The sequence below is a fragment of the Pseudoalteromonas sp. TAE79 genome (assembly GCF_000498015.1).
GTDB lineage: Bacteria > Pseudomonadota > Gammaproteobacteria > Enterobacterales > Alteromonadaceae > Pseudoalteromonas.
Window position 1 is genome coordinate 13938 of sequence record NZ_AUTL01000288.1, and the last position, 12216, is coordinate 26153.

The 12216-nt window shown below is 40.7% G+C and carries 12 protein-coding genes; 5 read left to right on the top strand and 7 right to left on the bottom strand.

Annotated elements, in window-relative coordinates:
• Positions 1 to 170 precede the first annotated feature (170 nt).
• Together glpK and glpD are read left to right on the top strand one after the other, a co-directional pair.
• A complete protein-coding gene (gene glpK, locus L655_RS0123810) occupies positions 171 to 1670 on the top strand; it encodes a glycerol kinase GlpK (RefSeq protein ID WP_033012289.1) in 1500 nt (499 codons plus the stop codon).
• A 210-nt stretch (positions 1671 to 1880) separates the two neighbouring features.
• A complete protein-coding gene (gene glpD, locus L655_RS0123815) occupies positions 1881 to 3386 on the top strand; it encodes a glycerol-3-phosphate dehydrogenase (protein WP_024606499.1) in 1506 nt (501 codons plus the stop codon).
• 79 nt (positions 3387 to 3465) lie between these two features.
• Here the strand turns inward: glpD and L655_RS0123820 are convergent, their stop codons facing one another.
• On the bottom strand, positions 3466 to 4416 hold the full coding sequence (locus tag L655_RS0123820) for a 2-dehydro-3-deoxygalactonokinase (protein ID WP_024606500.1): 951 nt from the start codon (positions 4414 to 4416) through the stop codon (positions 3466 to 3468).
• A 3-nt stretch (positions 4417 to 4419) separates the two neighbouring features.
• Positions 4420 to 5109: an SDR family NAD(P)-dependent oxidoreductase gene (locus L655_RS0123825; protein WP_024606501.1), complete on the bottom strand. Its 690-nt coding sequence runs from the start codon at positions 5107 to 5109 to the stop codon at positions 4420 to 4422.
• Between the two features lie 193 nt (positions 5110 to 5302).
• On the opposite strand from L655_RS0123825, the gene L655_RS0123830 reads away from it, so the two are divergent.
• A complete protein-coding gene (locus tag L655_RS0123830) occupies positions 5303 to 6004 on the top strand; it encodes a FadR/GntR family transcriptional regulator (protein WP_007580047.1) in 702 nt (233 codons plus the stop codon).
• A 418-nt stretch (positions 6005 to 6422) separates the two neighbouring features.
• On the opposite strand, the gene accC is transcribed toward L655_RS0123830, so the two are convergent.
• From accC to cutA, 5 genes are all read right to left on the bottom strand, one after another.
• Positions 6423 to 7763 (bottom strand): acetyl-CoA carboxylase biotin carboxylase subunit, encoded by a 1341-nt coding sequence (gene accC, locus L655_RS0123835; protein WP_007580045.1) that lies wholly within the window; start codon positions 7761 to 7763, stop codon positions 6423 to 6425.
• 26 nt (positions 7764 to 7789) lie between these two features.
• Positions 7790 to 8254 carry an acetyl-CoA carboxylase biotin carboxyl carrier protein gene (gene accB, locus L655_RS0123840; protein ID WP_024606502.1) on the bottom strand — a complete coding sequence of 155 codons (465 nt, stop codon included), beginning with the start codon at positions 8252 to 8254 and terminating at the stop codon, positions 7790 to 7792.
• A 38-nt stretch (positions 8255 to 8292) separates the two neighbouring features.
• Positions 8293 to 8745: a type II 3-dehydroquinate dehydratase gene (aroQ, locus tag L655_RS0123845; protein WP_024606503.1), complete on the bottom strand. Its 453-nt coding sequence runs from the start codon at positions 8743 to 8745 to the stop codon at positions 8293 to 8295.
• 228 nt (positions 8746 to 8973) lie between these two features.
• A complete protein-coding gene (locus tag L655_RS0123850) occupies positions 8974 to 10803 on the bottom strand; it encodes a protein-disulfide reductase DsbD (RefSeq protein ID WP_024606504.1) in 1830 nt (609 codons plus the stop codon).
• Positions 10803 to 11123: a divalent cation tolerance protein CutA gene (cutA, locus tag L655_RS0123855; protein WP_002958839.1), complete on the bottom strand. Its 321-nt coding sequence runs from the start codon at positions 11121 to 11123 to the stop codon at positions 10803 to 10805. The genes L655_RS0123850 and cutA overlap by 1 nt, the downstream gene beginning before the upstream one ends.
• Before the next feature lie 178 nt (positions 11124 to 11301).
• On the opposite strand from cutA, the gene L655_RS0123860 reads away from it, so the two are divergent.
• Both L655_RS0123860 and L655_RS0123865 read left to right on the top strand, forming a co-directional pair.
• The gene (locus tag L655_RS0123860) at positions 11302 to 11778 is read left to right on the top strand and encodes an FxsA family protein (RefSeq protein ID WP_002958838.1); all 477 of its coding nucleotides are present in this window, start codon (positions 11302 to 11304) and stop codon (positions 11776 to 11778) included.
• Between the two features lie 110 nt (positions 11779 to 11888).
• Positions 11889 to 12176: a co-chaperone GroES gene (locus tag L655_RS0123865; RefSeq protein ID WP_002958836.1), complete on the top strand. Its 288-nt coding sequence runs from the start codon at positions 11889 to 11891 to the stop codon at positions 12174 to 12176.
• Positions 12177 to 12216: the final 40 nt, after the last annotated feature.

Here is a 12216-nt window from a genome sequence, read left to right on the forward strand (position 1 = left end):
CGTACGCCCTTAAAATAATGCAAAAATAAAACGCCTTTTATATAAAAGAGTTACCAGAAAATATTAGCGTGTTTATTTTTTAATCTGCTATTTTAAGAAAAAACCATTGCCATAACTTCGGTTAAAGGCAATCTAGTCATATATAAGATAAGATAAATAACACAAATATCATGTCCAAATACATACTCTCAATTGATCAAGGAACCACAAGCTCTCGGGCCATCTTGTTTACAAAAGATGCAGACGTTTTTGGTACAGCACAACAAGAATTTTCGCAGCATTTTCCACAAAATGGTTGGGTAGAACACGACCCTAACGATATTTGGCAAACAGTGCTTAGCACTAGTCGCGAAGTGTTAACTAAAAACGATGTAAAGCCTGAAGAAATTATTGCCATTGGTATCACCAACCAGCGCGAAACCACTTTAGTGTGGAACAAAAAAACAGGCAAAACAATTTATAACGCTATTGTATGGCAAGACCGTCGCACAAGTGACTATTGCGAAAGCCTAACAACTGATGAGCTTTGCCAAACGATAAGCGATAAAACAGGCTTATTGCTCGACCCTTATTTTTCGGCCACTAAAATTCGTTGGATTTTAGATAACGTTGAAGGCGCACGCGAACAAGCCCTTGCAGGTGAGCTCGCCTTCGGTACGGTTGACACTTACCTACTTTGGCAGCTAACAGGCGGCAAAGAGCACCGCACCGATGCAACCAATGCATCGCGCACCATGTTATTTAATATTCACACCCAGCAGTGGGATCAAGAGCTTCTAGAGTTATTCGATATTCCAGAATCTATGCTGCCAGAAGTAATGGATTCAGCTGACGAGTTTGGTTCAACGAGTGCTGACATTTTTGGCGCGCCAATTCGTGTTTGTGGTATTGCAGGCGATCAGCAAGCTGCACTTGTTGGCCACGCATGTTTTGAACAAGGCATGGCAAAAAGCACTTACGGTACAGGCTGTTTTTTAATGCTTAATACTGGCGAAAAAGCACTGACCTCAGAAAATCGCTTACTGACCACTGTTGCCTATAGATTAAATGGCAAGCCAACTTACGCCATTGAAGGCAGCATATTTATGGCTGGCGCAACGATGCAGTGGATTGTTGAAGGCTTAAAACTACTTAGCCATGCTGGCGAAAGTGAATCGATGGTTAAAGATGTACCGCTCGATCATGGTGTATTTTTAGTGCCTTCGTTTACGGGTTTAGGTGCTCCTTATTGGGATCCTAATGCACGTGGCGCTATTTTAGGCCTAACACGCGATTCAGGTATTAGCACTATTGTTGCGGCTGCTCTGCAATCAGTTGGTTACCAGACCAAAGATTTACAAAAAGCGATGGAGCGTGATGGCCTTCGCCCAAGTGTGCTTCGTGTAGATGGCGGTATGGTAAAAAATAATTGGGTTATGACTTTTTTATCTAATATTTTAGGCGCAACAGTTGAGCGCCCAACTGTGACCGAAACGACCTCTTTAGGCGTAGCATATTTAGCTGGCTTACAAACAGGTGTGTACGAGTCAACCGAGCAGTTATCTAAAATGTGGACATGCGACCGTCGTTTTGAGCCAACTATGAGCGCCGACGAACGTAATGATTTATATGCAAAATGGCAGCACTGCGTTGCTCAAGTATGTTTAACGAATAAAAACTGTCCGGAGTAAGTACTAAGTGGCTAAGCGAATACTTTAGCCACTTCGCCTTTTTAACTTAGCCAATAGCTAGATTTAAAAGGGATGCTTTACTGCTTTAAATTGAAAATGGATCAGCGTCAAAATTTACGAATAAAAAACTGGGTTTTCTATTGTCAAATGAAAACAGCAGCTTTATGATGCTTATGTCTTATTTATATTACAAATAAAAAGGTTAGCTCGGTGGAATTAGCAGATAACGAATATGACTTACTAGTCATCGGTGGCGGTGTAAACGGCACTGGAATAGCAGCTGATGCAGCAGGCAGAGGATTAAAAGTACTCTTGTGCGAACAATCAGACCTTGCCTGTGCAACATCTTCAAACAGTTCTAAGCTGATCCACGGTGGTCTGCGCTACCTTGAGCACTACGAATTTAGATTAGTAAAAGAAGCGCTAGCAGAGCGAGAAGTGCTACTTAAAAACGCACCTCATATTATGTGGCCACTTACTTTTAGATTACCCCATCAAAAGCATTTACGCCCTGCATGGATGATTCGCATTGGTTTGTTTATGTATGACAATCTAGCAAAGCGTGAAACACTAGCGGGTTCTCGAAGCATCAAGTTTGGCGAAAATAGCGTACTAGAACCTTCTATTACCAAAGGTTTTGAATACTCAGACGGCTGGGTTGATGACTCTCGCTTAGTCGTTTTAAACGCCCTTGCAGCGCAAGAAAAAGGCGCCGTTATTACCACACAAACTAAGTGTATAAATGCTAAACGTGAGCAAGGTAAATGGCAGATAACGCTTGAGCAGCAAAAGAGCAAAGCTAAATACACCATTTCTGCCAAAGGCATTGTTAATGCTGCGGGTCCTTGGGTAGCTAAATTATTTGATGAAGCCCTAACAGAAAAATCACCACAAAATATTCGCCTTGTGAAAGGCAGCCACATAGTGGTGCCGCGCATTCACGATGAGAAGCAAGCTTACATTTTACAAAATAAAGATCAGCGTATTGTATTTGTTATTCCGTTTGAAGATGACTTCTCACTTGTTGGCACAACCGATGTAGAACACACAGGTGAAGCGCAAGACGTTAAAATTAGTGATGAAGAAATCGATTACTTAATTGATATTACTAACAGTTACTTTAAAAACCATATTAAACGCGAAGATATAGTACATACCTTCTCGGGTGTACGCCCATTACTTGATGACGAATCAGTTAATGCACAAGCCGTTACTCGCGATTATAAATTAGAGCTTTCGAGTGACGCCAAGCAAACACCACTATTGAGTGTGTTTGGTGGAAAAATTACTACTTATCGTAAACTCGCCGAAGCTGCAGTTAATAAGCTTGAAGAATTTTACCCACAAATGAGCGAAGCGTGGACTAAGCACAGCTCACTCCCTGGTGGCGATTTTAGCTCTGTAGAAGCTCTTAAATCAGAGCTAAAAGCGAAATATGAATGGCTACCTGAAATAACACTTAAACGCTTTGTGCGCACTTATGGTACTCGCGCTAAAATTATACTAGGTAGTGCAACTGGACTGAGTGATTTAGGCCAAGATTTTGGCCATGGTTTATTTGCAGCAGAAGTAAATTACTTGCTAAATGAAGAGTGGGCAGAAAACGCATACAATATTTTATGGCGTCGTAGTAAATTAGGACTACGTTTTAATGAGGCACAAGTTGCTACGCTTAATGATTATATTGAGCAAACCAAAGCGGCTAAAATTGCTTAATAACCGCTAAAGTAATTGGCTGTTGTAGTCCTAAAAACTTCCCGTGCAACCCCTTTATAATTGATTATTATAGAGGGGCTTATTTTTTTGACTCTAAATTAAATAAATAATTAAAGCCACTTAGCGTGGCAGTTTTAATATCAAACTCAACACACTTAACACCAATTTGCTTAAGTGCTGTGGTAAAACACATATTAAGTTGCTTTGTACCAATCACCACAACTTGTGTATCACTCAATAATTGCCACTCGCTTGCATGGCGAGCTGCTCGTACATCGCTCCCTATTAATACGCCCGACAAATAGGCTTTTGCTTGTACTGGTGTTAGCTCCTTTGAAAGCTGGCGGGTACGCACACTAAAAATACCATGTGCCAAGTTACCGCTATCACTACCTAAAGTTAGCTCACAACCTTGCTCAAATGCTTTAAAGTCAAACTCACCTTCTGCGCAGTCGTTAGGAATTAAAACACTTTGATGACATAACAAATCATATAACTCGCCGGTCATGGCTGTTTTAAAGCAAATGATTTCGCCATTATTTATAAGCACCCATTTGGTATGTGTGCCAGGCAAACATAATAATATTTTACCTTGTTGATACTCTGGATTTTGTTTTAAAAACCCTAAAATTTGCAGCTCTTCGCCGCGCATTACATCAAATAAGCTATTTTGCAGCGTACACTTTGTGCCGGGTAACGCTTTAATAGTATGCCCATTGCAATCAAAACTAACCGCAGCATTAAGTAACCCTTCGGGATTAATTGGGCACTCTAAATAAGGCGTTTCGTGCCAGCCAATACTTGAGGTAATTTGCCCGGCAATATAAACGGGTAAACTACCATATTCTTGCTTCCACACCGCAATGGTGTCAATTAAGGTTTGCTCAAAATTTTGATTCGCCTTAACAACTCCTGGGCCATCACGCTGTGCTAGTAATTTAAGTGTTGATTGCGCATGTACTTCGCACAAATAAGCACGTAAATGGCTCGTGCCCCAGTCAACAGCAATAAAAAGAGATGAATTAGCCAAGCTTTAAAGCCTCCCACCGTCGATTTTAATACTCTGCCCGGTGATCATACTGCTTTCATCGGCGGCTAAAAAGAGTGCCAAATTAGCAACATCTTCAGGGGTTACTAATTTTTTAAGCGCCATGGCTTCCATCCACTTAACTTGCTCTTCTTCGGTAAACCAACTTGCTAGTTGACGGTCGGTAGCAACCCATCCAGGTAAAATAGCGTTAACGCGAATACCAAACTCGCCGNGCTGGCCCATAATCGCGTTAATAGAGCTAAAGTTAATGATACTGCCAGCTCCATCGCCTTTCATAAAAGACATAGCAACTTGAGAGGCAAAAAATGCAGGGTTTAAGTTTATTTGTAAGCACTGATCCCAATCTTGCACGGTAACATCTTCGCTCGCTTGACGGCGGTCGTTCGCTACATTATTAACTAGTACATTAATGGCACCAAAAGCGGCGCATGCATCCACAAGTGATTGCTGAAGTGCATGAGAGTCAGTTACATCAACTTGCCTATACCATAGTTTTGCATTGGGTAAATCACGAATAAGCGATTGCGCTGCCTTATCATCAATATCTATAAATGCTACTTTTGCATTTTGGTTTACAAAGGACTTAACCATTGCTCTGCCAATGCCTGATGCACCACCAGTAATAAAAATAACTTTACCAGAAAGACTATGATATTGAGCTAGGGTGTTCAAATTCAACTCTCCATACAGCGCATTTTCAATTTCATTTAAACTCCTTATAAACTTACACTATAAAGAGCCAAACTAAGCTGTTATTGCTGTGTTAAAATATTTAGCTAATTAAAAGTTTATATCATATCCTTGAGTACATTAATATGATATATGATATATAATAAAGCAATATGTCAACTCGGAATCCTGCGCAATGAAAAGCCAACCCCGTCAAAATTTAACACAACAATTAACCCACGATTTGGGTTTTGCTATTGTGCGTGGTGTTTACCCTGTAAGCGAAGGCCTGCCTTCTGAAGCCGATTTATGTATAAAATATGATGTAAGTCGCAGCGCTACCCGCGAAGCGGTAAAAATGCTCTCTGCTAAAGGATTAATTTCTTCTCGTCCTAAGCAAGGTATTCGTGTATTACCTGAAAGCAGCTGGAACATGTTTGATACCGACGTACTACGTTGGATTTTAAGCAGTAAGCCATCACTGTCATTATTAAAAGAGTTTACTCAAGTACGCGTTGCCCTTGAACCACAAGCGGCCGCTCTTGCTGCGCTAAATGCAACTGCTGAACAACTCGCTGAAATTGATAACGCCTTAGCCCGCATGGCTGAAGCAGACGAAGGCTTGGACGATCCACTGGAAGCTGACATTGCTTTTCATACCAGCATATTAGTTGCCAGTAACAATCGCTTTTTTGTGCAGTTAACTGAGTTTATTAGTACTGCCCTTAGAGTAAGTATTCGTTATACAAACCACATTAAAGGTGTACCGGGCGCAGACGTTGCTAAACACGCTGATATTTTAGAGACCATAAAGTCACGCGACCCTGAACGCGCTAAAAAAGCAGTAGAAACAATTTTAGAAGAAGCACTGCAGTTAATTGAATCTAAATTAGTTTAATGTTGGTTCAACATATTGTATAAATATTGAGTCCATCGAATTTACTCTTTGCAGTATATTTTATGGACTTTTTTATTGCCTATAAGGCTTAATACCAATCCGCAATAATACTTAATCATTTTGCGGGGCTAAACGCGTCGCTACCTGCGTTAAAAAATTCTCATTTACGACTGCATGGATGCAGAAGGTAGAGCAATGCAGGAACAATTGCCGAGAACAACTAAATAGCGAATTTTTTTGCCTAGCTAGCAACACGTTTTTCCGCCCTCAAAATAGATCATTTAATTAAGCGAATTGGTATAAATTACAGGCATTAAAAAATCCGATATCAGTCTCCTGATATCGGATTTTTAATTATTTAAATCAGATTAATAACTCTGGTTATTAACTGAGATAAAACGCCTTTTGCAGGCTAGAATTACAATCCTAATTTCTTCTCAAGATAGTGGATGTTAGTACCACCATTTTGGAAGTTTTCATCTGCAAGAATTCTCTTATGCAAAGGAGTATTAGTTTTAATTCCGTCAATTACTAGCTCGTTAAGTGCATTGCGCGCGCGGGCAATAGCTACGTCACGGTTTTCACCGTAAGTAATTAACTTACCAATCATTGAATCATAATGTGGTGGAACCGTGTAGTCAGCGTAAATATGGCTGTCCCAACGAATACCTAAACCACCTGCTGGATGGAAACGTGTAATTTTACCCGGTGACGGGATAAACGTTTCAGGATCTTCAGCATTAATACGACACTCAATAGCATGACCACGAATAACAACGTCGTCTTGAGTGAATGATAACGGCTGACCCGCTGCAATTTTTAACTGCTCTTTCACTAAATCGATACCAGTAACCATTTCAGTTACAGGGTGTTCAACCTGAATACGTGTATTCATTTCGATGAAGTAAAACTCGCCGTTTTCGTATAAAAACTCAAACGTACCTGCACCGCGGTATCCAATTTCGATACATGCACGTGTACAGCGCTCGCCAATGAATTTACGCGTTTCAGCAGTAATTCCTGGTGCTGGTGCTTCTTCAACTACTTTTTGGTGACGACGTTGCATAGAACAATCTCGTTCACCTAAATGCACTGCATTACCTTGGCCGTCTGCTAATACTTGGACTTCGATATGGCGTGGATTTTCAAGGAATTTTTCCATGTAAACCATGCTATTACCAAAGAATTGCTTAGCTTCTTGCTGTGTTAATGCAATTGAATCAATAAGTTCAGATTCGCTGCGAACAACACGCATACCACGACCACCACCGCCACCAGCGGCTTTGATGATTACCGGGTAACCGATACGCTTAGCGATTTGCATGTTACGTTCTTTATCATCTGATACCGGACCGTCTGAGCCTGGTACACATGGAACACCTGCTTTACGCATTGCTGCGATAGCAGACACTTTATCACCCATAAGGCGAATAGTGTCGCCACGAGGACCGATAAATACAAAACCACTTTGCTCAACTTGGTCGGCAAAATCAGCATTTTCTGCAAGGAAACCGTAACCAGGATGAATCGCTACAGCGTCAGTTATTTCAGCCGCAGCAATAATGCGCGGAATATCTAAATAACTTTCAGTTGCTGATGGTCTACCAATACAGATGGTTTCATCTGCAAGCAATACATGCTTAAGATCGCGATCTGCCGTTGAATGCACAGCAACCGTTTTGATCCCAAGCTCTTTGCAGGCGCGCAATATACGAAGTGCAATTTCACCTCGGTTTGCAATGACTACTTTATCTAACATTAGAGTTGGCCTTTTAGGTTACGCTATTATTCAATGATGAATAGAGGTTGATCAAATTCTATTGGCTCGCCATTTTCAGCTAAGATAGCTCTTACTGTACCGGCTTTATCTGATTCAATTTGGTTCATCATTTTCATAGCTTCGATAATACAAAGTGTATCGCCAACTTTAACTTGCTGACCAACTTCTACATACGCTGGAGCTTCAGGAGACGCTGCTGCATAGAAAGATCCAACCATTGGTGATTTAACTTGATGGCCAGTAGGTTCTGCTGGAGCTGATGCTTCAACTGCTACAGGAGCTGCTGCAACTGGAGCAGGGGCTGCTGGCGCTGGTGCATATTGCTGTGGAGCAAATTGCGGGTAACCGGGGCCTGCGCTCATGTTGTTACGGTTAATACGTACTGATTCTTCACCTTCAGTGATTTCTAGCTCAGCAATACCTGATTCTTCTACTAATTCGATAAGCTTCTTTATCTTGCGAATATCCATTACACGACCCGCCTGTTTGTTTGTGTGTTAATTTAAAATTAAATCGAGTTTTTCAACCGGCTCACAGCGGCATTTAATGCTGCGTGGTAACCCATTGCACCTAATCCACATATCACGCCTTGTGCCACATCAGAAAAATACGAATGATGACGAAAGGCTTCACGTGCGTGCACATTACTTAAGTGCACTTCAAAAAACGGAATATCAACACTTAGCAATGCATCACGTAATGCAACGCTTGTATGCGTAAATGCAGCAGGGTTAATTATTATGTAATCAACCGCTTGCCAAGCACTGTGTATTCGCTCAATGAGGGCTTGCTCACTATTACTTTGAAAATGTGCTAACTCAACATCTAGACTATCAGCGGCACTGGTTAGTTCGCTCATAATTTCACTTAGCGTTTGAAAACCGTATTTATCCGGTTCACGTTTGCCAAGCATGTTCAAATTTGGACCATTTATAACTAAAAGGTTAAATTTTGTAGCCATAATACGCGATATATCCTATAAGTAATGAGTTAAGCGGTTGCTAAGTAGTTTTCCGCTTTTAAGTAAGCAGAAAAAAGTAATGTAGCAACAAATTCTCACGTTAACCAACTATTATAGTGATTTCGATGTAAATAGCAGCAAAATACTGGTCCAATCTCTGTTTTGGGAACGAATAACTAGGAGGGAGTCGTAAGCCACTTGGTATATCCAAGTGGCTCTATTGCACTATTATTGTGCGCTGGCGCGCACTGTAGCAAGGTGTTTAGCAAAATCTTCTGCGTTTAAAAAGCCGGTTACACGTTGTGTAGTTAGCTCTTTACCTTGGGTGTTAAAAAACAAAATACTAGGTAAACCAAACACGGTGTACTCTTCCATTAACTCAATTGTTTTATTGTCACTGTTTGTTAAATCAACTTGAATTAGCTGATAATGGCTAAATTCACTTTGCACTTTGGCATCTGGAAACGTGTAATGCTCAAACTCTTTACACGCCACACACCAGTCAGCATATAAGTCGACCATAACCATTCGACCTTCATTACTCGCTTGCGCTACGGCTTCTTTTAGCTCAGCTAAATCCGCCACCTTTTTAAACTCATTACTTTGTGAGCTAACTTGCACAGCTTGTACTGGCCAAAAGTAGTTTTTAGTTAACGTAAACCCTGTCATAACTAATAGCGTTGCAGCAAACCATAATGCAGTTTTTAACTTGCTTTGTGTTTGGCTACTTTGCCAGTGATGTAGGTAAAGTGCCGTTGCTAATGCAAGCACACCTGCCATTAATAATATAATGTCGGCGCTTACTAGTCGCTCAAGTAATATAAGCGGCACAACGAGCATCACAAAACCAAACAAGGTTTTAACTTGCTCCATCCAACCACCTGCTTTAGGCAGCAATTTACCGCCAGATGTACCAAGTAATAAAAGTGGTAACCCCATACCTAAACTAAGCACGTATAGTGTTAAACCACCTACTAAGTAATCACCACTTTGCGCAACAAATAAGAGCGCCGCCGACAGTGGCGCTGTAGTACACGGTGATGCAATTAGCCCCGACAGTACGCCCATTAAAAATACGCCAACGTAGTTGCCGCCTTTTTGATTGTTACTTACTTGAGTTAGCTTGCTCATCATACTGCTTGGCAGTTTTATTTCGTACCAACCAAACATCGACATAGCCAATAATACAAATAGTAAACTAAAGCTAACTAATACAAATGGATGCTGTAAATACCCCTGCACTTGCCCACCAAGCGCCGCAACAACTAAACCAAGCGCTGCATAGGTAACTGCCATGCCTTGTATATATACAAACGACAACGCAAACGCTTTTTTAGTTGAAAGGTTTTGCTGACCCGCAATTAAGCTCGACAAAATAGGAAACATTGGAAATACGCAAGGCGTAAAAGCAAGGCCTACACCAACAACAAAAAATATAAGTAAATTAGTTATTAAGCCCTGACTTGCTAACTGTTCAGTAAAAGTAAGTTCTTTTTCGGTATCATCCGAATTTGTTGTAGGTTCAGTAGCTGGCTCGTTGAGTGCTGCAAATGTGCTTTGCGCAGTTGCTGCTTCATCTGTAGTGTTATTTTGGTCTACATTTTTAACCTGTGCACCACTAATAACACTAAGTGGGATGCTGATTACTTCTGGTGGATAGCAAAGCCCTGCTTTTGCACAGCCTTGGTAACGAACTTTAACCACAGCGCCTTCGGTTACATTACTTAGCTTACTAATAACACTCGCGGAATTAAAAAAAACCTCTGTTTTACCAAAAAATTCATCTTCAATAATTTCGCCACGGCCAGAATCGCCTACTTGAATGTTTGCACCTTTGGCGATAATTTCTATTTTCTTTTTATATAAATAATAGTCTGGCGCTATATCCCAACCTACAAACAAGGTACTGCCTTGCTGGTCAAAATCAAAAACAAACGCTTGGTCTACAGGTAAAAAAGTCTGTTGCGGAGGCCCAAGTAGATCACCAAGCACATTATTAGTCGCAGCCTTTACGGGTACAGTTAATAATGTAACCAACAATAAAAAGAAAAAACGCATTAATTCAGTACCTCGTCCATCCAATTAAAATACGCCAAATTACCGGTTGAAACTTCTACAACCTGAATCTCCGGCACTTCGTAGCTATGTAGCTCTTTTATTGTTAAAAACACATCGTTCATTTTATCTGCTTTTGTTTTTATAAGTAGCTTGGCTTCAGTTGCTTCTGCTACTTCGCCCTCCCACATATAAATAGAGCCCATGTTAGGTAAAATATTTACACAAGCTGCTAGCTTTTTTTCTACCAACGCCCTTGCTAGGCTGCGTGCTTCTGCTTCGTCTTTGCAAGTCGTAAAAATCATTTTAAAATGCGTAGTCATTATGAACCTATTCTTATTGGACAGTGTCTAGCTTCATAGTATCTGATAGCCGATACAATGTGTAGACGCTTAAATATCAGTAAAATGACTATACCTATGCCCTAACCTTGAAAAGAGACCTAGTCACCCTCATTTATATTTCATCAACTCTTTTGAGTGTCATTATTTAGAGAGCGCTATGTTTAGATTTTTATTTGTGTTGTTTATCATCATCCCTATTATCGAAATCGCTTTGCTGATTCAAGTAAGCGATGTGATTGGCGGATTTGCAACAATTGCACTTGTTGTTATTACCGCGATTTTAGGTGCCAAAATGGTTAAAACACAAGGTATGGGTGCGCTGCAAAACGTACAAGCGCAAATGGCGCAAGGGCAAATGCCAGCCAAAGAATTATTTACCGGAATATGCGTTGTAATTGCAGGGGTATTATTACTTACCCCTGGCATTATGACCGACGTGTTTGGGTTACTATTATTAACGCCTGCAATTCGTAACAAACTGGCCGCAGGTCTTGCTAGCCAAGCAACTGTTAGAATGAGCGCAGGTAGGCAACAAGGGCCATCGCCGTTTGCTGGGCAGCAACATGCTGAACGAGAGCAAGGGCAAATGGAACGACCAACGACTATTGATGGCGAATATGAGCGAAAAGATTAAAAATTTATCATTTTTTCTCTTGGAATTTTACACTCTACCCCCATTAATGAATGCAAATTAGAAAAGCTTTTTTCTGTACTGTTCAGAAACTGTTAGGAGAACTAAAAAACATGAACATTCGTCCTTTACAAGATCGCGTAATCGTTAAACGTCTAGAAGAAGAAACAAAATCTGCTGGCGGTATTGTATTAACTGGCTCTGCAGCTGAAAAATCAACTCGCGGAGAAGTTGTAGCCGTAGGTAATGGTCGCGTTTTAGATAACGGTGACGTGAGAGCGTTAGAAGTTAAAGCCGGTGACACTGTGTTATTTGGCTCATATGTTGAAAAAGTTGAAAAGATCGAAGGTCAAGAGTACCTGATCATGCGTGAAGATAATATTTTAGGCATTGTAGGCTAAACCTACTTTTCGTTTATAAACATTTAAGAATTTAGAGGAA

Coding starts and splice junctions, on each gene's coding strand:
- glpK (WP_033012289.1), top strand. CDS start 171: ATGTCCAAATACATACTCTCAATTGATCAAGGAACCACAAGCTCTCGG.
- L655_RS0123830 (WP_007580047.1), top strand. CDS start 5,303: ATGAAAAGCCAACCCCGTCAAAATTTAACACAACAATTAACCCACGAT.
- accC (WP_007580045.1), bottom strand. CDS start 7,763: ATGTTAGATAAAGTAGTCATTGCAAACCGAGGTGAAATTGCACTTCGT.
- accB (WP_024606502.1), bottom strand. CDS start 8,254: ATGGATATTCGCAAGATAAAGAAGCTTATCGAATTAGTAGAAGAATCA.
- aroQ (WP_024606503.1), bottom strand. CDS start 8,745: ATGGCTACAAAATTTAACCTTTTAGTTATAAATGGTCCAAATTTGAAC.
- L655_RS0123850 (WP_024606504.1), bottom strand. CDS start 10,803: ATGCGTTTTTTCTTTTTATTGTTGGTTACATTATTAACTGTACCCGTA.
- cutA (WP_002958839.1), bottom strand. CDS start 11,123: ATGACTACGCATTTTAAAATGATTTTTACGACTTGCAAAGACGAAGCA.
- L655_RS0123860 (WP_002958838.1), top strand. CDS start 11,302: ATGTTTAGATTTTTATTTGTGTTGTTTATCATCATCCCTATTATCGAA.
- L655_RS0123865 (WP_002958836.1), top strand. CDS start 11,889: ATGAACATTCGTCCTTTACAAGATCGCGTAATCGTTAAACGTCTAGAA.